This is a genomic window from Candidatus Solirubrobacter pratensis, from assembly GCF_000425945.1.
GTDB lineage: Bacteria > Actinomycetota > Thermoleophilia > Solirubrobacterales > Solirubrobacteraceae > Solirubrobacter > Solirubrobacter pratensis.
The window spans coordinates 1-21,715 of record NZ_AUEK01000024.1; the positions used below are offsets into that span (position 1 = coordinate 1).

General features: G+C 70.4%; 18 protein-coding genes and 1 tRNA gene. 8 read left to right on the forward strand and 11 right to left on the reverse strand.

Annotated features, from left to right (window positions below; all coding sequences use genetic code 11):
• Window positions 1-58: 58 nt before the first annotated feature.
• Complete coding sequence (locus H958_RS49190) at window positions 59-262, forward strand: integrase core domain-containing protein (protein WP_051324763.1); 204 nt, start codon at window positions 59-61, stop codon at window positions 260-262.
• Between the two features lie 699 nt (window positions 263-961).
• Here the strand turns inward: H958_RS49190 and H958_RS46665 are convergent.
• Together H958_RS46665 and H958_RS39890 are read right to left on the reverse strand one after the other, a co-directional pair.
• Window positions 962-1,060 (reverse strand) — tRNA-Ser (locus H958_RS46665).
• 1,316 nt (window positions 1,061-2,376) lie between these two features.
• A complete protein-coding gene (locus H958_RS39890; RefSeq protein WP_051324742.1) occupies window positions 2,377-4,017 on the reverse strand; it encodes a GAF domain-containing sensor histidine kinase in 1,641 nt (546 codons plus the stop codon).
• 365 nt (window positions 4,018-4,382) lie between these two features.
• Between H958_RS39890 and H958_RS49330 the strand changes: the two genes are divergently transcribed.
• The 4 genes from H958_RS49330 to H958_RS0123755 all read left to right on the forward strand — a co-directional run bounded on the left by H958_RS49330 (window position 4,383) and on the right by H958_RS0123755 (window position 9,171).
• A complete protein-coding gene (locus H958_RS49330) occupies window positions 4,383-5,444 on the forward strand; it encodes an IS110 family transposase (RefSeq protein ID WP_081686210.1) in 1,062 nt (353 codons plus the stop codon).
• A gap of 208 nt (window positions 5,445-5,652) precedes the next feature.
• Complete coding sequence (locus H958_RS0123745) at window positions 5,653-6,501, forward strand: YhjD/YihY/BrkB family envelope integrity protein (protein WP_028060477.1); 849 nt, start codon at window positions 5,653-5,655, stop codon at window positions 6,499-6,501.
• 391 nt (window positions 6,502-6,892) lie between these two features.
• Window positions 6,893-8,101: a transposase gene (locus H958_RS39900; protein WP_231379355.1), complete on the forward strand. Its 1,209-nt coding sequence runs from the start codon at window positions 6,893-6,895 to the stop codon at window positions 8,099-8,101.
• Between the two features lie 242 nt (window positions 8,102-8,343).
• On the forward strand, window positions 8,344-9,171 hold the full coding sequence (locus H958_RS0123755; RefSeq protein WP_028060478.1) for a hypothetical protein: 828 nt from the start codon (window positions 8,344-8,346) through the stop codon (window positions 9,169-9,171).
• 554 nt (window positions 9,172-9,725) lie between these two features.
• On the opposite strand, the gene H958_RS39905 is transcribed toward H958_RS0123755, so the two are convergent.
• From H958_RS39905 to H958_RS0123780, 4 genes are all read right to left on the reverse strand, one after another.
• Window positions 9,726-10,868: a serine hydrolase domain-containing protein gene (locus tag H958_RS39905; protein WP_051324744.1), complete on the reverse strand. Its 1,143-nt coding sequence runs from the start codon at window positions 10,866-10,868 to the stop codon at window positions 9,726-9,728.
• A gap of 275 nt (window positions 10,869-11,143) precedes the next feature.
• Window positions 11,144-11,455 (reverse strand): hypothetical protein, encoded by a 312-nt coding sequence (locus H958_RS46670; protein ID WP_156028216.1) that lies wholly within the window; start codon window positions 11,453-11,455, stop codon window positions 11,144-11,146.
• Between the two features lie 384 nt (window positions 11,456-11,839).
• Window positions 11,840-12,592 (reverse strand): hypothetical protein, encoded by a 753-nt coding sequence (locus tag H958_RS39915; protein ID WP_156028217.1) that lies wholly within the window; start codon window positions 12,590-12,592, stop codon window positions 11,840-11,842.
• Window positions 12,593-13,521: 929 nt separating this feature from the next.
• The gene (locus tag H958_RS0123780; RefSeq protein WP_028060480.1) at window positions 13,522-13,707 is read right to left on the reverse strand and encodes a hypothetical protein; all 186 of its coding nucleotides are present in this window, start codon (window positions 13,705-13,707) and stop codon (window positions 13,522-13,524) included.
• Window positions 13,708-14,024: 317 nt separating this feature from the next.
• Between H958_RS0123780 and H958_RS46675 the strand changes: the two genes are divergently transcribed.
• Entirely contained in the window at window positions 14,025-14,180 is a 156-nt protein-coding gene (locus H958_RS46675; RefSeq protein WP_156028218.1) for a hypothetical protein, read from the forward strand.
• 351 nt (window positions 14,181-14,531) lie between these two features.
• Here H958_RS46675 and H958_RS0123795 read toward each other — a convergent pair whose 3' ends face one another.
• The 5 genes from H958_RS0123795 to H958_RS43960 form a co-directional block, all read right to left on the reverse strand.
• Window positions 14,532-15,338: a COG4705 family protein gene (locus tag H958_RS0123795; RefSeq protein ID WP_196807525.1), complete on the reverse strand. Its 807-nt coding sequence runs from the start codon at window positions 15,336-15,338 to the stop codon at window positions 14,532-14,534.
• Window positions 15,339-15,368: 30 nt separating this feature from the next.
• Entirely contained in the window at window positions 15,369-16,676 is a 1,308-nt protein-coding gene (locus H958_RS0123800) for a sensor histidine kinase (protein WP_028060482.1), read from the reverse strand.
• Window positions 16,673-17,350 carry a response regulator transcription factor gene (locus H958_RS0123805; RefSeq protein WP_028060483.1) on the reverse strand — a complete coding sequence of 226 codons (678 nt, stop codon included), beginning with the start codon at window positions 17,348-17,350 and terminating at the stop codon, window positions 16,673-16,675. The genes H958_RS0123800 and H958_RS0123805 overlap by 4 nt, the downstream gene beginning before the upstream one ends.
• Window positions 17,347-17,745, reverse strand: a complete 399-nt coding sequence (locus H958_RS0123810; RefSeq protein WP_156028219.1) for a hypothetical protein — start codon at window positions 17,743-17,745, stop codon at window positions 17,347-17,349. Before H958_RS0123810 ends, H958_RS0123805 begins: the two co-directional genes overlap by 4 nt.
• Window positions 17,746-17,832: 87 nt before the next feature.
• Window positions 17,833-18,597, reverse strand: a complete 765-nt coding sequence (locus H958_RS43960) for a M14 family zinc carboxypeptidase (protein ID WP_081686211.1) — start codon at window positions 18,595-18,597, stop codon at window positions 17,833-17,835.
• A gap of 452 nt (window positions 18,598-19,049) precedes the next feature.
• On the opposite strand from H958_RS43960, the gene H958_RS0123820 reads away from it, so the two are divergent.
• Both H958_RS0123820 and H958_RS0123825 read left to right on the forward strand, forming a co-directional pair.
• Window positions 19,050-20,771, forward strand: a complete 1,722-nt coding sequence (locus tag H958_RS0123820; RefSeq protein WP_081686212.1) for a lamin tail domain-containing protein — start codon at window positions 19,050-19,052, stop codon at window positions 20,769-20,771.
• A 393-nt stretch (window positions 20,772-21,164) separates the two neighbouring features.
• Window positions 21,165-21,617, forward strand: coding sequence for a cupin domain-containing protein (locus H958_RS0123825; RefSeq protein ID WP_028060486.1), 453 nt, complete (start codon window positions 21,165-21,167; stop codon window positions 21,615-21,617).
• Window positions 21,618-21,715 lie beyond the last annotated feature (98 nt).

Genomic DNA, 21,715 nt, shown 5'->3' on the forward strand with positions numbered 1-21,715 from the left:
ATCGCCGACCTCAACGACGCCAGAACCATCCCGCTCTTGACATAGGAGCCTCAACGCCATGGCCGAAAGCTTCGTCGACACCGTCAAGACCGAGCTGATCGCCGACCGCGTCTGGCGAACGCGCACTCAGCTCGAGCTGTCGATCGTCGAATGGGTCGCCTGGTTTAACGCCGAGCGCCTCCACGAGTCCCTCGGCGACATCCCGCCCGCCGAATTCGAGGCCCTATACGCTCGACGGACCGAGACGATCATCCCTCTCTGATCAAGAGAGGAAACCAACAAACCCGGTCTCCGCAGAACCCAGCCCGCCTCAACGTGCTTGGCGATCGTCGAGCGCGAGAGGCCCTTGCGGGCGAGTCCGTCGATCCAGCGTTGCCAGTCGATCTCGCTGATCTCGGACGCAATCCGCGGACCGAACTCGGGGCGGACCAGGTAGACCCAGGAGCGGCGCATGCCCTCGATCGTCGTGTCCGAGTAGGCGTTGCCGCGGCCTCGGGGGCGGCCGATCTGGCCCTGTTCGACGCCGTCGATCCAATGGTTGCCCAACTGCTCGAAGCTCGGACCTTGCGCCGCGAGCGAGGCGTCGCCGGTCTCACCGGCAGCGAGCCAGGACAGCACCTCGGCTCGGTTCTTGACGACCGGACGCTGCCACTCAGGCTTGCCGGTGACCGGGTTGCGCCAGCGGCCCCGCCATGACGGTGCGCACCGGCAGCGCGCCGACGGGTCCTCGTTCGCCGGGCAGAGGGTCGAGTGCGAGACGTAGACGCCGGGCGTACGGGTCTTGCGGAAGTTCGCCATGGACCCTCTAGCGCCCAGCCCTAGAACCCTGCCCCGGTGGACACAGAAGTGGACACAACCGGCCCCCGAGAGGGGTCTGCTGGGGTCCGTTGGGGCCGGACCGCCCGGAAAGCGCTTCGCGAGAAAGTCCTGCAAAGGCGCTGAAAGCGGCGGGAAACGGTGATGCCGGAGGAGGGACTCGAACCCCCGACACGCGGAATATGATTCCGCTACGGGGACTCCTCGATCGTAAGAATCCCTGCAAATAGCCGCTTTCGCCTGCCGCGAAAATATCTGAGAATCCCCGATTTCGGGGCCGTTCTGGGGCCGTTCGCGGCCAACTCGGGGCCAAAGTCACTCGCGGATAGAGACCGACGGATGATGCGTTTCTTGGCCTGCGAGCCGCGGCGAGGCGCACGGGCACCAGGGTCCCGTCCGTGGCGTGACGGTTGCTGGGTTCCCGCGCTCGAGCACCCGGCGTTCGGGTTGCGGCTGGCTGACGTCGCTTGGGTCGGCGGGCAAACAAGACGACGCGGGTGCATACGTAGGCCCCCGATAAGCTCGACCGCCGTCAGGCGCGCACACGGCTCCGTCAGCTCCTCGGCGGGTCGCAGCTGCGTTGGCGATCGCGGCGGCGAGAGCTACATCAGCCCTGAGGTGCAGCGCGAGGCGAGCAAGGGCTGGGCGTGCGAGCGCGACGTCGAGCTTGTCCTGCACGAGCCGGAGGAGAACGTTTCGGGCGCGTCGATGGACGGCCCCGTCTTCAACCGTCTCATGGGCGCGTACGGAGCGGCCGGAGTGGCGGGAACTGAAGGCGTTCGAGATCGAGACGGTGTTCAAGCTCGCCGCCTCGCAACTGTTCGCGAACGCGGACCGGCTAAAGAGCGTTCTCGGTCGGTTGTCGTGACGAACAGCACCGCGACCGGATCGCCGGCGGCGACCTCGCCGTGGGTCACGTGCTACTTGCTGCGGCGACGTCGGCGGATCGGATTCGCTCGACGACCGAGGTGCTCTTGCGCCTGCGAGCGAGGCTCAGAGGGATAAAGCGCCCCGTCTTTGCCGACCGCCCGCGAAGCGTGAATCGCTTCTTCGCTCGAGTCGTTGCCATGAGGTTGATATGCCCGTTCTGGCAGGCGGACTACACATAATCGCCGCTAGCGCGTGGGCGCGGAGCTGCTCGAGCCGGGCACGGTAGGCCTGCACCGCCGCCGGCGTGACGGCTCCGGCCGTCGCGGCCCGGCGGAGGAAGGCGCCGAAGGTCCGATACACGGCGTAGGTGCGCCGGGTCTCCGACGAGCGCTCCCGCGCGGCGAGCTCCCCCGACCGCGCCAGCGAACGCGACTCGAGCACCGCGCCAACGGAGATCGGCGACGAGGTCGACTCCGGGTGCGGCTGGCAGCGGGTCGGCGTGGCCGAGAGGCTGTTAGCCGCGCCGGACGGTCACGTCCGGCGGAGATTGTCCTTCTCGGACCTCTCGGCGGCGTCGATCACCGAGACGGGGTGGGTGTGCCGCCGCCTCCGTACGTCGCGAGGAGTCGTCGGGCAAACGGGACGTCGAAGGACGGCCACGTTGGTGAGCGTGCTGGCACGTTGCCCGTCTCAACCGCGCGCGGGCAGTGGGATCGTCGCGGTCACGACGGTGCCGCCGCCGGGCGGGCTGTCGATGGTCAGCGTGCCGTCGAGCGTCGCAACCCGGTCACGCAGCCCGATCAGGCCACCGCCTTCGGTCCGCGCTCCGCCCTCGCCGTCGTCGCGCACCTCGATGCGCAGCGAGCCGTTGTCCACGCGGCCCGTGACGGTCGCGTGCTGCGCGCGGGCGTGTTTTGCGACGTTGGTCAGCGCCTCCGCTATGACGAAGTAGGCGGTGGCTTCGATTTGTTCGGGCAGACGGGGCGCCGATACATCGATCTCGACCGGAACGGTCATCCGTGAGGCCAGCGCATGGGCGGCTGCCGGCAACCCGCCGTGCGTGAGAACGCTGGGCAGGATGCCGTGGGCAAGCTCGCGCACCTCCGCGGTAGCGCTCTGAGCGTGTGCGAGTGCCTCCTTCAGTAGCTCGGACGCTCGGCCTTTGTGAACCAGCTCGCGCTCCGCGAGCTTGAGCGTGATCACGGTGTGCACGAGTCGCTGCTGCGCACCGTCGTGTAGGTCGCGCACGACGCGCCGGCGCTCCTCGTCGGCAGCGGCCACCAGGCGGGCGCGCGAGGCGGCAAGCTCTGTGCGCGCCTCGGTGTTCGAGATCGCGGCCGCGGCGAGCTCGGTGAAGCCCAAGAGCCTCGACTCGGTGTCGGCCGCCAGCGGCTGGTACTGCTTCGAGGAGGCGATCATCAGGCCCCACAGCCGATCGTCGACGAGGATCGGGACGGCGACCGAGGAGTAGACGCCCAGGCGGTGGCGCAGCCGCTCGGCGGTCGCGCCGCTCGCAGGGCTGTAACCGTCGATCCGCGCAGGTCGGCCGCTCTGCAACACGAGCGACGCGACGTTGGTCCCGTCGAGCTCGACCGGCGTGCCGACCGGCAGGTGATCGCCCGCACGGCTCCAGCCGGCGACGCTGATCGCCGCACCGTCGTCGTAGCGGCCCATATGCATGGCATCGACGCCGAGGAGCTGACCGGCCTCGCGCGCGACCGCCTCGAAGACCTCGGCCGGGGGGACGCCGCGCGCGACCAGCGTCGCCACGCGTCGCAGTCCCGCCTGCTCTTCCGCGAGACGATCGACCTCGGCGCGCGCCTCGGCGTTCGCGATCGCGATCGCCACGAGCTCCGTGAAGTCCTGGAGGCGCGACTCGGTCTCGACAGGGAACGGGACATCCTTCGACGTGGCGATCATTACGCCCCACGGCCGCCCCCGGACGGAGATCGGGGCGCCCATGGAGAACCGGATGCCGATTTGCCGGATCGTGGCCGCGATGACGCCGGGGGCGTCCTCGTAGCTCTCCATGTGTGTCGGTCGCCCAGTCAGCAGCACCCGCGCCGACACGCTGTCGCCCTCGAGCGGAAAGCGCGCCCCGATCGGGACGCCCGCGTAGCAGCCCCACTGCGCGACGCTGACGACCGTGCCGTCCGGGTCGTAGCGGCCTATGTGCGTGGCGGCCACGCCGAGCACCTCGCCGACCTCCCGCGCCACGGCGGCGAACACGGCGTCGGGTGGGGTCTCGTGAGCGATCAGCGTGGCCACGCGCCGTAGGGCGGCCTGCTCCTCGGCGAGCACGCGCAGCTCGTCGTGACGTGCCTCGAGCATGCGCTGCGCCTCGCGTGGGGACCGGAGCGCTTCGGCGTCGCGTCCGATCAGAGCCCCGAAGATCCTGAGTCTTCGAATTCGCCACGCCACCAGGACATGATCCTGGCCTCAGCGTCTCCGTGAAAGAGTGAAGATGGCGGTCAGGCGGTTGGGTCGGCTCTGACCTACCGTGAAACTGACCCTGTCGGTGTCGTTCCTGGGACCTGTCGTTCTCGGCTCGAGCGCCTTGAAGGCCGCGACCAAGGGCGGCCGGTTTGGGCGGTCGTGACCTCATCGGAACCTGCTTGCGACAAGTGCCTCGTCACTGTTTTGTCCGCCCGCCCGGGCGGTGCCGCCCGCTCAAGAGAAAGGACGGCAGGCCCAGCATGACGGAGATCGCGGGCGAGATCATCGGCGGCGTCGACGCGCACACCGACACGCACGTCGCCGCCGCTTTGGACCGACGCGGCGGGCTGCTCGGGACCAAGACGTTCCCGACGACGCCTGCCGGCTATCGGGCGCTGAGGGCCTGGCTCGAGCAGTTCGGGCCGATCGCGCTGGTCGGCGTTGAGTCCACCGGCGGCTATGCGGCTGGGCTGGTTCGTGAGCTGCCAGCGGCCGGCATCCGCATCGCCGAGGTCAACCGCCCGCATGCCCACACCCGCCGCCGGCGCGGCAAGACCGACCCCATCGACGCCGAGCAGGCCGCCCGCCACGCGCTCTCCGGCGCCGCACACGTGGAACCCAAGGCCACCGACGGAATCGTCGAGGCGATCCGCCAGCTGCGCCTGGCCCGCGACAGCGCGGTCAAGGCGCGCAGCGCCGCGCTCTGCCAGCTCTCCGAGATGACCGTCACCGCCCCCGACGATCTGCGCCAACACCTTCGCACGCGCAAGACGACCAAGGGCCGCGCCACGCTCTGCCGGCGCCTACGTCCCCGACACCAGCCGCCTGCACGAGCCCGAGCAGGCCGCCAAGCTTGCGCTGCGCTCGATCGGTCGCCGCGTCGCCGAGCTCGACCGCGAGATCGCCCAGCTCGACGCCGCGCTCGCACCGCTGATCGCCACCGCGGCGCCGCGCACCACGAGCCTGCTCGCGGTCTCCACCGGCCACGCCGGCCAGCTGCTCATCACCGCCGGCCAAAACATCGAACGCGTGCGCAACGACGGCGCGTTCGCCGCGCTCTGCGGCGCCAGCCCGATCCGGGCCTCCTCGAGACGCACGAACCGCCACCGGCTCAACTACGGCGGCGACCGCGACGCCAACCGTCCGGCTCACCGCGGCCGGCGCTGACCTGGAAGGCGCCATCGCGCGCAACGTCGGACTCGTGTCTGGGTTCGGCGTCGCGGGATGGGACGCTCGCCGCCGCCCGATCGCTGTCGCTTCGCGCGAGGACCGCGTGCGCGTTGGATGCAGGCGACGCTGTCGGATCTGCCTCGATGCGGTAGCGCCGGTGGCCGCGGGCAGCGTCGATGACCGAATCGGACAGGCTGACGGGCGTGAGCTGTCGGTGCCCGTGCAGCATCAGCGGGTCTTCGCCGTGCTCCCGGGAATGCCGCGCGGTGAACGTACGCTTCGATGCGCATGTGGACGACCCGGACGGTGGTGAGCATCCTCGACGCGCGCGTTGGCTAGGAGGAGGATTCTCCTGTGTCTATGCGCTCGACGGACCGCAAAGCTGCTCCCCAGCTGCGTGACCGGGCACGCGAGCGCACCGCCGCGATCCGCGAGCGCTACCGGGCATCGTGGGCAGGGGAGCTCGGCCGTGAGCTCAAGGCCCTGGATTTCGTCAGCTGGATCACGATCTTCGGGGCCTCGCTGCTGTGGTCGGCTCTGCCATTGATCATCCTCTTGAGTTCACTCGCCAACGAGCGGATCGACGACGACCTCAGCCGCCACATCGGGCTCAACAGCGAAGGCGCGCACATCGTGGGCACGCTCTTTCGCGGTACACCGGCGCATGGCGTCGAGCCGATCCTGACCGGCTTTCTCTTCTGCTTCAGCGGAGTTGTCGCTGTCGTGAGCTCGCTTCAGCTCGTCTACGAGCGGATCTTCGGCCAAGAGGCTCGTGGCTGGCGCAACCTGCCTCGCGGCATCGCCTGGATCGGGGTGGTGCTCGCGCTGCTCGTCTTCGACGGCGTGATCAATGGCCCGGTCAAGCACGACGCGGGCCCCGCCGTTCTCGACATCGTCGGGCTGGTCACGACGACGGTCTTCTTCTGGTGGACGCTGCACTTTCTCCTCTCGGGGCGCGTCCGGTGGCGCCGCCTCGTCCGGCCGGCCATAACCTCGGGTGTCCTCTGGCTCGCGTTCGGGTTCTTCTCGTCGGTGTACTTCTCGCCGATCCTGACTTCCGACAGCCACACCTACGGCACGATCGGCGTGGTCTTCAGCCTCCTCACGTGGTTCTTCCTCATCGGCGCGATCGTCGTGCTCGGCGCCGTGCTCGGCGCGGCGTGGCAGGCGCACGCCGAGCATGATCCGGGAGCACGGAAGCCGCCCTGAGCGTCCGCCGCTGCGGGCAGTCTGTCGGCCAACCTCCGATCGCACCGCGGTTGGACGCCTACCTCGGTGGACCGCGCTCCCATGAAGCTCGCGCACCGGATGGGGTACCCGGGAGCGCCGGCTGCGCTGCTCCCATCGCCTGCCAGCGTCGCTGGTGGACGTCGCGTGCTGGCGTTGGAGCGGTCGCTAGTCCTGGCCGAAGAGGCCTCCGGGCTCGGTCTGGGCGATCATGAGGACGTAGCCGTCCGGGTCTTCGAGCCGCATCCCGGCGCTCGGTCCGGGCGTGCCGTCGACGATCTCGCCGGCGTCGACGCCGTCGGCGACGAGGCGCTCGCGCAGCGCGAAGAGGTCGCGGGGCGTAGAGGTAGAACTTCGTGCCCTGTTGGCGCGCGTGGATCGGTGCGTCGGCGCGCGCGAACATCAGGCGTGCCTGGTCGGACTCCAGCGCCGCCCAATCGAGCTGCGGGGTGCCCTCTGGGTCCGTCCCGGTGACGTGGGACCCCAGGCGTTGGTAGAAGGCGATCGAGGCCTCGACGTTGGCGACGTGGTTAAAGGGGATCAGGCCGCGGACGTGGTCCCAGCCGGGCTCGGTGTGCTCGGGCGGCGCGGGCGGCTGGGGCTTTGGCTTCGGTGCCGGGCCGGCGTCGGCGGGCGCGTCGGCGCGGCTGCGGTGGTCCTGCATGCGCACGATGCGCCCGTTGCGAGCGGTCAGGACCATGCACGCTTGCCCGTCCGGCAGGTCCCAGGCCGCCAGCGTGGGACCGGTGACCTCGACGAAGACCTTCTCGCCGCCTTCAACCACGAGAAGGTCCTTCAAGACGCCGGCATCAAGCTCTCCAGCGTCGCCTCGACCACCTACTCGAAGTCCGCGCGCGCGATGCTCGAAGCGCTGCTCGCTGGCATCAGCGACCCAGAGCAACTCGCCGAGCTCGCCAAAGCGAGGATGCGCCAGAAGATCCCGCAGCTGCGCGAAGCGCTCGCCAGCCGCTTCCAGATCGAGCACCACGGCGTCATGGTCGCGCAGCTACTCGCGCACATCGACAGGCTCGATGCCGCGATCGCCAACCTCAGCGAGCGGATCGCCGCCGTCATGGAGGCCCACCACGACCTGATCGAACTGCTGTGCACGATCCCCGGGGTCCACATCCATGCCGCCCAGGTCCTGATCGCCGAATGCGGGCTCGACATGACGCGCTTTCCCACCGTCGCGCACTTCGCCTCATGGGCCGGGGCATGCCCCGGCCATCACGAATCCGCCGGCCGCAGGCGCTCGGGACGGACCCGCCCCGCCCCGCGCTGGCTGACCGACGTCCTGACCGAATGCGCCCGCGCCGCGGTACGCACCAAAGGCACCTACCTCAACGCCCACTACGCCCAACTGCGAGGACGCCGCGGGGAACCCGTCGCACTCGGCGCGATCCGCCACGACCTGCTCGTCGCCTACTACCACGTGGTCCACGACCGCGTCCCCTATCACGACCTCGGACCCGACTGGCAACGCAAGCGCTACTCGCCCGAACACCGCGCCCGCCGTCTCCAACGCCAACTCGAAGCACTCGGCTACAAGGTCAACCTCGAGCAGCTGCAACCCGCGGCCTAACCGATACCAATCACCCCTCGACGGCCGGCCAACCCCCGCGCCCAACACCCCTGCCCACGCCGCGTGCCAACCCGAGGATTCACAGGCCAGCCTCGACGAGATGCGGCAGTCCCGTACGTCGTCGGCCCGCTGCCGGATCACTCGACGATCGCGGACTTCCGCTGCCGCCACGACCATGCGCTGGGCCAGGTGTTCTCGGGCGTGCTGGGGCTCTGCGCGCGGGTCGGGCTGGCGTCGGTCGGGTGGTGTCGATCGACGGCATGAAGATGTCGGGGAACGCGTCGATGAACGCCAACCGCGATTTCGGGCAGATCGCGCGGGCGATCCTGCCTGAGGCGGCCGAGATCGACCAGCGTGAGGACGAGCTCTATGGCCCTGATCGCGGCGACGAGTTGCCCGAGCGGCTGCGCACGCGCGAGGGCCGCCGCCAGGCGCTGCGCGAGGCGAGGGAGCGCCTGAACCGGGAGCGCGAGCAGGTCGCCGAGGCGGCCGACGACGTGGACGAGGATCGCGTCGAGGTAGAGCTCGATCCGCAGCACTTCGTGACGCGCCCGCAGGGACGCCGCGCGTGGTTGCGCGAGGGACGCCGCGCGCTGGAGGCGCAGCGGGAACGCGAAGGGCGCCCGATCTCCGGCGACCGCGCCGAGCGGCTCTTTGAGGCGTGCCGGCGCCTGGAGCAGGAACTCGACGCCGACCGCGCCGCCAACGCGGCCTACGAACACTGGCGGGCGCACGGCGTGGCCGCCGACGGATCGCGGCGGATGGCGCCCGGCATGGTCAAACCGTTCGAGCTGCCCGAGGTGCCGACCGGCTTGATGAATGTCACCGATCGCGACTCGCGCGTGATGCGCACGCAGGGCCAACCGGGCCGCAGGGCTACAACGCCCAACTCGCGGTCAACGACCGACAGATCATCGTCGCCGCCGAGATCACGACCGAGTCACCGGACTTCGGCCACCTCGAACCGATGGTCCGCGCGACGCAGCGCGAACTCGCCGCGCTCGGGCTCGGCGATCCCGACGGTCGGAATCCGCGAGAAGCCACACCCCTCGCAAAGTGTGGTGCTCTAGGACGAACGGGGCACGGTCTTCGAGCAGCCACGCGACTCGTACGTCCCCCCTGAGGCCGCTCCCATCAGGCGAAGCGCAGGCGAGGGCCAGGCAGCTGTTGACCTTCCGTAACCGCACCGTTCGACGGAGTGCCCGTCCCCTCGCTAGAGGCTCGAGATCGGCGCGCATTCGGCAGGCGCGCTACGCGAGTGCGCCGACCGGCATCCATCGCGTCTCTGCGCCGCCTATGTCGCTGTGTGTTCCTTAGCCGCGTCGTCATCGTCTTGAGCTCGCCGAAGACATCGCCCGGCCCAATGCAATCATCGCCAGCGTGAGGACGCGGCCGTCGCGGTGCCTGCGCGTGGCGCGTGCGTGCCCGTTTCGCACCACGTATCAGGTGTCCGAGTCGTCGCCCTCGCGGAGCTCCGCGGAACCGCCACCTCCGCCACGTGCAGGGATCCTCCGGGCTCAGCTCCTCGAAGACGGGGACCCGGCGGAGGAGGGCGGCGACGGCTCTCGGTGCCCGCGGCCATCTCCGGGGCAGAGATCCCATAGGGAGGGGACGTGGGGGCGTCCTATTCCGGGAACGCCACCGGATCCGAGGGGGCGAGCCGCTTGGCGATCCGCTGGAAGATCACCTGGCTGACGTTCTCGTCGGTCCGGTTGCCGTCGATGCCCACCGTCGACGCGACCGCGATCGTGAGCCGCTTGCCGGGCAGGTAGGCCTGGACGCCGCCGTAGTTGTTGATGTAGGGGTTCTGGACCCGCCAGTTCCCTATGACGATGATCCCGGAGGCGTAGTAGAAGGGCTGTTGCGGCTGGCCCGGCGTCGGGAAGGGCGCGACCAGCTGCCGGCGCGAGCTCCGCGAGAGCAGCCGGCCGCCGAGGATCGGCTCGGCCGAGGTGGCGACGTCCTTGATGTCGCCATACAGGATCAGGCCCCGGCCGATACTCCACGACGGGCTCCAGCCGGTCGTGTCCTCGTAGGGACCGCGGTCGAACCCGAACGCGTGCAGGACCGGCGGCGGCATCTCGGCGGTCTGGGAGCTGGCCGTGCGATCGAGCTTCAGCGGGCCGAGGATGCGCCGGCGGATGAACGTCGCGACCGGCTGGCGGGTGACCTTGGCCAAAATCTGTCCGAGGATGATGAAGTTCGTGTGCGCGTAATGGAAGCACTGTCCGGGCGCGCAGATGAGCGGCTGAGCGAAGGCGTAGCGGAGCAGCTCCTGCTGGTTGAACTGCCGGAACGGGTTGGACAGCAGGACCGCCTGGAAGGTCGGGTTCTCCTGGATGAAGTCGGGATAGCCCGAGGTGACGTGCGCGAGCATCTTCAGCGTCACCTTGTCTGCGTTCGGATACCGCGGATACCACTTCGACACCGTGTCGTTGAGGCTCAGCTTCCCCTCGTCGCGCAGCTGGAGCATCACGGTCGTCATGTACGGAATCGCGATCGAGCCGATCCGCCAGCTCATGTCGGGCGTCGCCGGCACGTTGGTCATCGTGTTGCCGAGCGCGGCGGTGACGACCGGCCGCCGCCCGCGCTGGACGCGGACGATCGCGGCCATGAGGTGGTTCTCGCGCATCACCTGGCGCGTGATCCGGATGATCTGCTCAGCCTCGCGGCTCCGCCGCTGGGCGGCCGCGGGGTGCGCGAGTGCGACCGCGAGGAGGATCGCGAGAGCGGCGCCGACGCCGATTCGCGTCCTCGTGCTCCGCATGTGCGTATTTAACCCGCCCGACGCGGTGCAATGCAATAGCCGAATCGGCTCTACCGCGTGCAGCACGCTCTCCGTCGAAGGCGTGCGCCGTGGCGCGTCGCGAGCCACGCGCCGACACCGCGGCCACCGCGGCCATCGCGGTGGCCGTGTTCGCCGCAACTAACGTCGACAACATTGTCGTGCTGTCGGTCCTGTTCGCCCGCCGCGACCTGCGCTTCCACTCGCTATCGCATCGAGGCACGAGCCGCACTGTGGCGGGCAGGCGAACGCGGTAGTCAGGCTGTCGGTCCGCGATCGTCGGCGGCCGTGCCGGCCTGCCGGGTGCCGTTGTCGGTCGGTTTGCCATGCTTGTTGTAGGCGGTGGTGTGCTCGCCGAAGTACCAGGCGTTGCCCTGGCGGTCTTGGGCGTACCAGTCGCGGGTGATCTCGACCGGCGCGCCGTGATCGCGGACGACGTCGCGCGCGACGCGAGCACGGACGCCCTCGGCGATCAGCTTCGTCTCGCGGGTGACGGTGATGACCTGCCGTTTGGTCGAGCCATCGGCCATGACGGTGACGCGGTAGACCCAGCGGCTGCCGACGGTCATCGGCCACTGCGGGTTGTTGATGTTGGCGCTGAAGTCGGCGGGGTTGAGCGTGACGGGGTCGCTGCGGCGCGGCAGCGCCGGACAGTCGCTCGCTGCGTTGGCCTGCGCCGTCGTGGCGCCACCGAGGACGAGCGGCGGCCAGCAGCCCGACCGGGGCGGCGGCCTGCGTTGGGGTGGCAGGGTTGTTGCGCGCATAGCGCGTTGCTCCTGTGGTGAACTCCGGGGATGATCGTTGGGGCGGTCACCGACGAGGACCGGCCAGGCGTGGGAGTCGAGGTGTCGTTGGGCGTTCGGCGATCAACCTCGAGTCGCGGCGCTTGACGGGCCGGTGGCCGGGCGTCCGTGACGCAGGTCGCGGACGCCGGCCCGGCGGCCACCGGCGGATCAGTGGGGGCGGATGGAGACGAGCTGGTAGCGCTCGTTGCCGCCCTTGACGGTCTCTTCGCGGACGGTGCCGATGCCACGCATGTAGATCTTGTGATCCACGACGCCGGGCTCAAGCGGCGTGATTTCTCGGATGAGCATGGCTTGCCGGGAGCTGGCGGCGGGGGTGTGCACCTCGGTGTGCTGGTTGAGGATGCGGTAGCGGTCCTGGGCGTGGCCGGGGTAGTACTCCTGCCAGCCGGCGTCGCCGGGTTTGGGGTGGGCGGGCATGAAGATGCCGGCCTTGGCGCCGTGGCGGCCGGTGAGCCAGGTGCCCTCGCGGCTGTCGACCTGTCCGTTGGGGTTGAGGGTCGCGGTGTCCTCGCCGAGGTACCAGACGTTGCCGTGGCGGTCTTGGGCGTAGTAGTCGTGGGTGTGCTCGGCGAGGTGGCCGCGCGTGTAGACGCGATCGTCGATGACGGTCGCGCGGATGCCCTGGATGTGTTTGGTGCGGTGGGTGACGCGCAGCACGTCCCGTGCCGGGATGCCCTCGCCCTCGCCCTCGGAGATCAGCACCGTGCCGGGCTTGAGCGGAAACCAGGGATTGTCGATGATGCGGACGAAGTCGCGCGCGGGCGGCAACGGCGGCGGGCCGGACCGCGCACCCCGTGTCGACGCGCTGATTGTGTCGTGTCTGGCAGCAGCGGTGCCGCAGCCGCCGGCCAACAGCGCGGCAAGCACGGCGGTCGCGAGCAGGGAGATCGCCTTCGGCATGGAGCCTCCGTGTGGTCGGGTCGTGCCGGGCTCAAGGCCCCGCGGCCCTGAAGAAGTGCTGACGAGGCTGGCGAGCGGTGCTTGAGATCGCCTTAAACGGCCTCCTCAGACTCTTCTTAGTCATGGCAGTCAGGCTCGCGGCTCACCAATCACCGGGAACGGCTCTCGATCAAGCAACCGAGGTCTCGGCGACCGAGCCCCGCTGAGCGGCGCGGGACCAGGCACCCAGCGCCGGGCGGGCGTGCCGTGAGCGGATCCCGCTTCGAGATGGGCGAGGTCGGGACGAGCTACCGATGCAGCCAAGCGTCGTCGACGGGCTCATAGCCGAGCATCTACTTCGTCTCGGAGACGTCGGCGGTTCGGTGCCGGTGGCGGAGATTCCGTTGGCGACGACGAAGCTGATCCCGTCCGCTTCGACGGCGCACCGGATCAACTCGCCGCGGTCCCGAGGGCTCAACCAGGCGGCAAGGTCACCGTCCGTGACGTCGCTTCCGACGAGAGGCGAGGCGGCGAAAAACCCGATTCGCAGCGCCACCACAGAATGTTCGACGTGACCGCGGACCACGCCCCGAGCCCTCACCCCAGGCCGGTATCGCGCCGTAGAGATTGCGGGCCGAGGTGGATCACCGGCACGGCGTTGACGACAGTCTGGCTAGCCGAAACGGCCTAGCACGACTACAGAGGCTCGCGGTGACTGCTCAAGCTTCCGTATGAGCTGGCCCAGTACTAGGCCTACGATCGCAGTTGCGGTGAGGGCGGCGCCCATCAGCAACACAAGGCCTTCCTGTGAGTCGCCTTGCTCCGGTGGCGCGGTCTCCTGCACATAGGCTAGGGCCGCGGCGTCTACAGGTACCGATCCACCGACCGAACGAGCAGGATTACAAAACGGCAGCGGCGCGCCGCACCCGGTCGGCGGCAGCTCGTGCGGCTCAGTGGCCTGTCGGTCGGCGGTGGCGTCGAACCGAGCGAGTGATGCCCCACAGCGCCTCGCATGCGCCGCTGCCGATGGCCACCAGCAGGCATAGCCAGAGCGCGCGCCCCGGCGCATCGGTGGTGAGCGTCTCGGTGATCGGTTGCTGCGGCAGAAACAGCAGACCCATCACCGTGATGGCCACGAAACACGTGAGGAACGACAGCGCCGGCGCGACCAGCGGTCGTAGCGGTAGCCACGATCGCGCCGGCTGCTTGGCGAGAAAGCGATCCGGGACAGCACCGATTCGGCCGTGCGGGCCGTCCGGGACCTACTCGTCGCACCCGGCGCGCCGGGCGGCTTGGGCGCGACCGTGTCCCAACAGCAAGCCTTCTGGCATCTCGTGGCCGGATCACGGGTCCTCCAAGCACGAGCCCCGAACTCGCAGAAGACCTCGAAGCCGCCGCAGCCGAGGCATTCCGCGATCGCGGCGTCGACGAACCGGCACTGTGCGCCGCACTCGTGGCCGCGGCCTACCGCAGCATCCACCTCAATGCCATCCGACGCGTCCTCGCCGGCGAACCGCCCGAGAAGGTCGACACCGACCGGACCGCACGACTCACGCGCGCCTTGGACGCCGCCGAACACGCCACGACCCGGCTCCAAACAACCGCCTGAAACCGGCCACGCTGCCGGCGACGAACGCAAGCGCCACCTGACCGGACCCATGGCGTCTGAGGCTGGGTTTGACGGAGGCCTCGATGCGCGGGTTCTGTCCCCGATCAGCGCGGCCCGCTGCAGTCAAGGTGACCGCTGTCGTGCCCGTGACGCCGTCCAACGTTGGGATCTTCCAGCGTCGCGGCGAGCGACGGTCTGGGCTTCGGCGTCCTGTTGCAGGTCGCTGTGCTGGTCACCGCGTGCGCGCTCGGCCTGTCGGCGCTGGTGCTCGCGGCGTCGGCCTGCGCACGCTTTCTGCGGCGGGGCGGAACCTGAGCGCGGGGCGGCGAGGCCGCCCGCGCGTGGCATGGTCTATGCCGTTTCGGTCTGCGATGTTTGGTCGCGCCGAGTGATGGTGAGGAATGCGACGAGCGCGAGGATGCAGGCGAGGAAGATGTAGCTGGTGCCGGTCGTGCCGAGGCCGAGGCCGCCGTACTTGTGGCTGTGCTGGGACATGAAGTCGCCGATCGAGGCGCCCAGCGGGCGGGTGAGGATGTAGGCGAGCCAGAAGGCGAGCACCGCATTCATGCGGAGCGCGTAGTGGCCCACGGTGATCGCGGCGATGATGCCGCCCCAGATCGCGATCGAGGGGCCGTAGCCGAGGCTGAATTTCTCGGCGACGAGGTCGCCGGCGGCGGTGCCCATCGCGAAGGTGAACAGGATCGCGAGCCAGTAGAAGCTCTCACGCCGGGTGGTGAAGATCGTGTGGATCGAGAGCGTGCGCTCCACGCCATACCAGATCGCGAACACGATCGCCAGGATGACGGCGAAGATCGGCGTGCTGGTGGTCAGCGGCACGTTGTAGCGGTCGGTCATGTTGTCTGTGATCAGCGTGCCGAAGACGCTGATGACGACCACCACCGACCAGTAGACGAACGGGACGTAGCGGCGCAGTCGGAACTGGACCACCAGCAGCACGGCGAGTAGTGCACCGGACGCGATCGTCGTGTTGGTCAGCCCGAAGCCGAGGTTCATGTTCAGGTAGTCGGCGGCTGTCTCGCCGACGGTGGTGCACATGATCTTGATGGTCCAGAAGAAGAGGGTGACTTCCGGCACTTTGTTCAGCATCGTGCGGCCGAGCCGCAGCGGCTTGCGCGCCTGGTGAGGAGGAGTGCTCATGGGAACGAGCATCGGCGCGGGACCTGACACCTACCTGACTGGTTGGACGGCGGGGAGCTCGAGCACGAAGCAGCCGCCCGGGCCGGGCTCGGCCCGCACGTCGCCGCCGCACGAGCGCGCGAGCCGCCGCGCGAGCGGCAGCCCGAGGCCGGCGCCGCCGCCGGAGTCCTCGCCTTGTGTGCCCGGCTCGAACGCGCGCTCGCCCAGCTTTGGGTCAAGCCCCGTGCCGTCGTCGCGCACCGCGAGCCGTACTCGGCCGGCGTCGACGTCGAGCTCGAGCGCGACGCGGTCGCGGGCGTAGCGGCGGGCGTTGTCGATCAGCGGCGCGAGCGCGCGGCGCACGACGTCGGGATCGCCCTCGGCGAGGGGGATCGGACCGTGAACGGTCAGTTCGACGCCGTCGATCTCGCGTGCGAGCGCGGCGAGGTCGACCGCCGCATCCGACATGTCCAGCTCCCGGCGCGCGACCGCGAGCAGCGCGTCAACCGCCTTTTCAAGGCGTGTCGCGTCGTCGACTAGGGCCTGCAGCGCCTCCGCGCGCTCGGCGTCGGCGTCCGCACCGCGCGCCGCGAGCGCGAGCTCGGCGCGCCCGCGCAGGACGGCGAGCGGTGTGCGCAGCTCGTGCGCGACCTCGCTCGCGAAGCGCTGCTCGTGCCGGCGCGAGGCGGCGATGCGCGACAGCAGGCCGTCGAGCGTCGCCGCCAGCGCCGTCAGCTCGTCGCGGGCGGGCCCGAGTCCGAAGCGGCGGTCGAGGTCGTGGGCTCCCCAGTCCTCGGCGTGGGCGGTCATCTGCGCGACGGGCTGCAGCGCGCCCTCGAGCGCGCCGCGCGTCGTCAGGAACCCGGCCAGCAGGACGAGCGCCGCGAACACCAGTGATCCGATCACGACGTCGTGCTGCAGGCGCTCCAGGGGCGCCATCGCGTAGCCGACCACGACCGCGCCCACCGCCAGCCGCGAGCTCGGCGCGCGCACGGGCAGCGCGCGCAGGCGGATGTCGTCGGGCCCGTCCCGCTCGATCACGCGGCGCTGCCGGCCCATTGCCACGGCGGCGGCATCGAGCTGTGCCGAGACGCCGACCGGACGTTCGATCACCCGGTCTGCTGTCAGCACCCACGAGCGCCGGTCGAGCACCTCGTCGTTCGGGGTCTCGCGCACCTGCATATGTCGCCCGCTGACGGTCAGGGCGGCGAGTTGCGCCTCGGCACGCGCGCGCAGCACGCTGCTCGCCTGTGCCTGCACGCCTGCGCGCAGCAGCACGTTGCCCACCGCCAATAGCGCGCCGAGGCCGACGGCGAGCGTCAGCAGCGATACCGCGAGCAGCCGCCTGCGGAGGCTCACCTCAGCACGTAGCCGACGCCGCGCACGGTCTCGATCGCCTCCGGCGCGCCGACGTCGCGCAGCTTGCGGCGGATCCGCGCGACGTGGGTGTCGAGCGCGTTGTCGTGCACGATCGCGCCCGGTGGCCAGGCGGCGGCGACCAGCTCCCGGCGCCGCAGCACGGCGCCGCGACGGGCTGCCAGCGCGGCCAGCAGCCGGTACTCCGTCGCGCTCAGTTCGGCGCGCGCCGCGCCGAGGCTGACCGCGTGGCCGGCCGGCTCGAGCGCGATGTCGCCGGGTTCGCTCGCGTTCGTCCCCGCGCGCCGGAGCAGCGCATGGATCCGCACGATGAGCTCGGCGATCGCGAACGGCTTGGTCAGGTAGTCGTCGCCGCCGGCGTGAAAGCCGCTGACCCGGTCCGCCAGCGCGTCGCGCGCGGTCAGGAACAGCACGGGGCTGGCGACGCCGCGGGCGCGCAGCGCCTGGCAGACGTCGCGCCCGTCGGCGTCGGGCAGCCCGATGTCCAGCACGAGCACGTCCGGCGGGCGCTCCGCGAACGCCCGCACCGCCTCGGTCCCCGAGGCGGTCGCGCGCACGGCGAGCCCCTCACGCTCGAGCGCCTGGCGCAGCACCCCGCGCAGCTCGTCGTCGTCCTCGCAGATCCCCGCCGTCGTCCCCGGCGCCAGCGCGCTCACTCCGCCTCCTCCACGGTCGTCACCGGCAGGCCGAGGTGCGCGAGGCGATGGGGGAGATCGAGGTGCGGCCAGCCTTCTCCGCGACGCGGGGCCATCGACAGGATGATCTCGTCGAACGGCTCATCGTGCAGCATCTCCTCGATCGCGTCCATCGCGTCGTGCCGCACCGATACGCGTCCGCGCACGGCGCCGTCGACCGCGTCCTGGATTCGCGGCAGCGCCCGCAGCAGCACCCGCTCGGCCTCCTCCACCTTGTCGTGGCGCTTCGGATGCAACGGATGCCACTCGACGGGCGCGGGGTTCGGCACCAGTACGCGGAACACGGCCGGCCCGCGCGCCACGCGCTCGCGGATCGCGCGCAGCAGCGCGGGTGTCGCCGCCGTGCGATCGGTCACCACCAATACGCGCGCCGCTCGCTCCATCGCTGGCGCCGCAGGGTCGCGCGCCGCGTGTGACCACAACCTGAACGCCCGTGTCGATGGTCAGGCGGCGACTTGCCGGACGGCGCGCGCGTACCGCTCGAGCGCGCTGGCCGGCGGCCGTCCGCGCGGCAGCTCGACGACGAAGGCCGTGCTGCCCGGGAGGCGGTGGTTCTCCCAGGATGCGGCGCTGCCGGGGTAGCGGGTGAGGCGGCGCGGGGGAAGGCCGCTGAGCGCCGCGAAGCGGCGTTCGATCCGCGCGTCGCCTCCCGAGATATCGGTCACTGCGAGCGGCTGGTGGAACCAGACAGTGATCCGAGGGCGGAGGGCGAGGATCAGGCGACTTGCGGCGCGGCTCTCGGGCTCGGACAGAGGACGAGGTCCCGAGTACTGCTGGTCGCCGGGTCGTCCGAGGGGTTGCCAGCGCCGGGGGAAGTTGCGATTGAGGTCGACGCGGTGCGCGTTCTGGCGCGTGTGTCGGGCGAGGCCGTCGGGGTTCAGTTCCTCGATGATCCACAGGGTCGCGGCGCGCGGAAGCGGGCCGCGCTCGAGGCGGCGGACGACGGCGCGCCCCGCGGGCTCGTCGCCGTGAATCACGCCCACCACCAGGCTGCTGCGCCGCTCGTCCGGATCGCCGAGTTCTACGGCTGTGATCGGTCGGCCGAGCACCGAGCGTCCGATCACGACCCGCTTGCGCACCAGCGGGTCCGCCGAGTCTGTACGGGCGTAGGCAGCATGCCGAAACGACCGCTGGTGAAGGCCGTGTGCGCATCCGATGCACGCCAACGCCACCAGCGGGAGCGCCGCGGAGCGGGTCACCCCGGTCATGGCACCGAGTTTCCGTTCTCGACCTGGCAGCAGCCTGACCGCCTGCGTTCCCGGTGTCGAGCGCGCGGCGGCTGGTCGTGGCCGTCGCGGCCAGCCTGGCCGGGACGCCGGCCGCCCGTGCGGACGACCGGCGGTCGAGCGTCATCGTCGCCGCGCCCGGCACCGCGGCCATGATGCGCTCGAAACCTGGGGTGCACCTGGCTACGGCAGCTCGCCGGCGGCGCAGTCGGGTGGGCACTGGTGGTCGACGTGCTGGCGCGGGTCCTCGTGGCCGGGCTGGGCCTCGCCCGCTGGCTCGCTTGCACTCTCGTTCTCGGTCCCGTTCTCGTTCTGGTTCTCGCTCGCGGCGACGCGGGTTCGGGTCGCGTGATGGCGTTGCGCGTGGTGGCGCTCGCGATCGTGGCTCGCGCCGGACGATCACGGTCCAATCCATCGACCGGTAGCCTGAGCGCGTGGCCCGTTCCCGGTGGTGTGCCGGTTGCACGTTCACCGTCTCGGGGACGGTGGGGCTTCTCGCTGCCGTCCTGGCGTTGTCGGGTGTCGTTGCGGCGCCCGCGGGCGCGGTTTCGAGCACCGTCGTCATCAGCGAGGTCCTCACGCGTGGCCCGGGCGGTTCGAGCGACGAGTTCGTCGAGCTTTACAACAGGTCCGGGCGTCCCGTCGACATCTCTGGCTGGCGGCTGGACGCGCGCTCGGCAACGGCGGCGTCGGCCACGGTGCGAGCGACGGTGCCGGCGAGCTCGACGCTCGGGGCCGGCTGTCACTACCTGATTGCGGGCACCAACTACCCCGGCAGTCCGGTCGCGCCGGATCTCGCTCTGGCGGTTCCGATCTCGGACGCCGTGGGTATCGCGCTGCGCGATTCGTCGAGCACCACCGTCGATGCCGTCGCGATGTACTTCGACGCGACCACGGAGATGGACGAGACGGGTCCGGGTTTCTCGGGGTTGGTTGAGGGGACGCCGGTGCAGAACCCGCACGATGACACGGTGTCGACGGATGCCGACAGCGGGCTCGAGCGTAGGCCGGGTGGGATCCTCGGCGAGGGTCAGGACACCGATGACAACGCCGCGGACTTCCAGGTCGTCACGCCGACCGATCCGCAGAGCACGGCATCTCCGTGCGTCAGCCCTTTGACGGCGACGGGCGCCGCGGCGCCGGCGACGGCTCAGCAGGGCGGCTCGGCGTTGCTGACGGTTGCCCTCACGCCGGGAACCCCGAGCCCGAGCAACGGGTTCGCCGTGACCGCGGATCTGAGCGCGATCGGTGGCTCGCCGAGCCAGCCGCTGTTCGATGACGGCACCCACGGCGATCTCACGGGCGGCGACCACACGTTCTCGTTCACCGCGGCCGTGTCGTCAAGCGCGAGCATCGGTCCCGTCGCGTTGCCGGCGACGGCCACCGATGCCCAGGGCAGGCAAGCGAGTGCATCGATTCAGCTCACGCTCGTCGCGCAACCCGAGAGCACCGCGCCGCCGACCATCTCGGGCAGCGCGACACCGGGCCGGATGCTGACCGAGGTCGACGGCTCGTGGCCCGGGACCCCGGTGGGCTTCGACCACCAGTGGCAGGACTGCGATGGCTCGGGCGCCAACTGCGCCGCGATCGCGGGTGCCGTCGGTCAGACCTACGTCCTGACGGCCGCCGATCTCGGACACACCGTTCGGGTTCAGGAGACGGCGCTGTACACGGACGGCCCGGGCGTCCCGGCCAGCTCGGCACCGACCGAGCTGGTTCAAGCGCCGGGGTCCGTGGCGCCGCCGCCACCGAACAGCGCCCCGCCGGTGACATCCGTGACGCCGGTCGTGACCCCCGGGCCGCGCTCGGCGCAGGTGAAGGCGGCGCTGTCGACGGTGCTCAAGCCGTCGGGCAAAGCGGCCAAGCTGAACGCGATGGTCAAGGCGGACGGCTTCCGGTTCTCGTTCTCGGCCCCGAGCGCCGGCAAGCTCGTGATCGACTGGTCGACGACGGTGAGAGGCAAGCAGGTGCTCGTCGCGTCGACGAGCGCGGTGCTCGGCCACGCGGGTCGGGCGACAGTGAAGGTGAAGCTGACCCGGAAGGGCGCCACCCTGCTCAAAGCCGGCAGGATCGTGAAGATCCACCTCAAGGCGACCTTCACCCCCACCGGCCTTACACCAACCACCAGCACGGGGACCACCACCGTCCGGCCATAGCGTTCCCCGGCTGATCGCCGGTCAGCCGGGCGCGAAGGTCGGGTCGCCTACGCGGCAAGTTGCCAGGCGGCCCATTCGCGCAGAACGCCGCGATGACCGGCCGGGTCGAACCGGTGGCCGGCGCAGCGGCGCAGTTCGGCTCGGGCCGCGGGGCGAGGCGTTGTTCCGCTCGTATCCGGTTGCGTCCGAACACCCGGACGGCTCCCGGTTTGAGGGCGAAAGCAGCAGCGCGCCGATGGGGCGCCGCGTGACGTCTGGAGTGTCGAGTCGCATAGGAAGCAGCAGCCCGGTGGACGCATCGACGATGGTCGCGAATGTCGGTTTGCCTGGGCCTGCCCGGCGGCGTACGGTCATCGAGTGAGCTTTGTGCTTCCGCCCGCCGGGAGGTCCACGATGCAGTACACCCGCAGAGAGACGATTACCGTCGGCGCGCTGGCCGTCCGCTTCCTCATCGACGCGACTGATTCCGACGGCAGCGTCACCGTCTTTGAGTGCGATGTTCCTGCGCGGGTCCAGATGCCGGCGCCGCACAGCCACGACGGCTTCGAGGAGACGATCTACGGACTGGACGGCGTCTCGACCTGGACCATCGACGGCGAGACGATCCACATCGGTCCGGGCGACGCCGTCTGCGTCCAGCGTAGGCTCGTCCACGGCTTTGCCAACCACGGCAGCGTGGACGCGAAGTTCCTGGCGATCGCTACCCCGGGCGTCTTCGGCGCCGCCTATTTCCGCGAGGTCGCCGACGTCCTGGCCGCCTCGGCCGAGGGTTCCCCAGACCACGCCGCGCTCGACGCTGTGATGCGCCGGCACGGCCTCACACCCGCACCACCCTCCCGCACTTGACAGCGACCGGCCGCGCCGATCGGACCCCGATCCGGCAGCCGCGCCGCCACGTCGTCACGCCACTGTCACAACGAACGATATGCAGCTCCGCCGGGGGG

What these genes read in the sequence shown, in the direction of transcription:
- H958_RS49190 (WP_051324763.1), top strand. Translation starts at nt 59, where the DNA reads ATGGCCGAAAGCTTCGTCGACACCGTCAAGACCGAGCTGATCGCCGAC.
- H958_RS39890 (WP_051324742.1), bottom strand. Translation starts at nt 4,017, where the DNA reads ATGCTCGAGGCACGTCACGACGAGCTGCGCGTGCTCGCCGAGGAGCAG.
- H958_RS49330 (WP_081686210.1), top strand. Translation starts at nt 4,383, where the DNA reads ATGACGGAGATCGCGGGCGAGATCATCGGCGGCGTCGACGCGCACACC.
- H958_RS0123745 (WP_028060477.1), top strand. Translation starts at nt 5,653, where the DNA reads ATGCGCTCGACGGACCGCAAAGCTGCTCCCCAGCTGCGTGACCGGGCA.
- H958_RS39905 (WP_051324744.1), bottom strand. Translation starts at nt 10,868, where the DNA reads ATGCGGAGCACGAGGACGCGAATCGGCGTCGGCGCCGCTCTCGCGATC.
- H958_RS46670 (WP_156028216.1), bottom strand. Translation starts at nt 11,455, where the DNA reads ATGACCGTCGGCAGCCGCTGGGTCTACCGCGTCACCGTCATGGCCGAT.
- H958_RS39915 (WP_156028217.1), bottom strand. Translation starts at nt 12,592, where the DNA reads ATGCCGAAGGCGATCTCCCTGCTCGCGACCGCCGTGCTTGCCGCGCTG.
- H958_RS0123795 (WP_196807525.1), bottom strand. Translation starts at nt 15,338, where the DNA reads ATGAGCACTCCTCCTCACCAGGCGCGCAAGCCGCTGCGGCTCGGCCGC.
- H958_RS43960 (WP_081686211.1), bottom strand. Translation starts at nt 18,597, where the DNA reads ATGACCGGGGTGACCCGCTCCGCGGCGCTCCCGCTGGTGGCGTTGGCG.
- H958_RS0123825 (WP_028060486.1), top strand. Translation starts at nt 21,165, where the DNA reads ATGCAGTACACCCGCAGAGAGACGATTACCGTCGGCGCGCTGGCCGTC.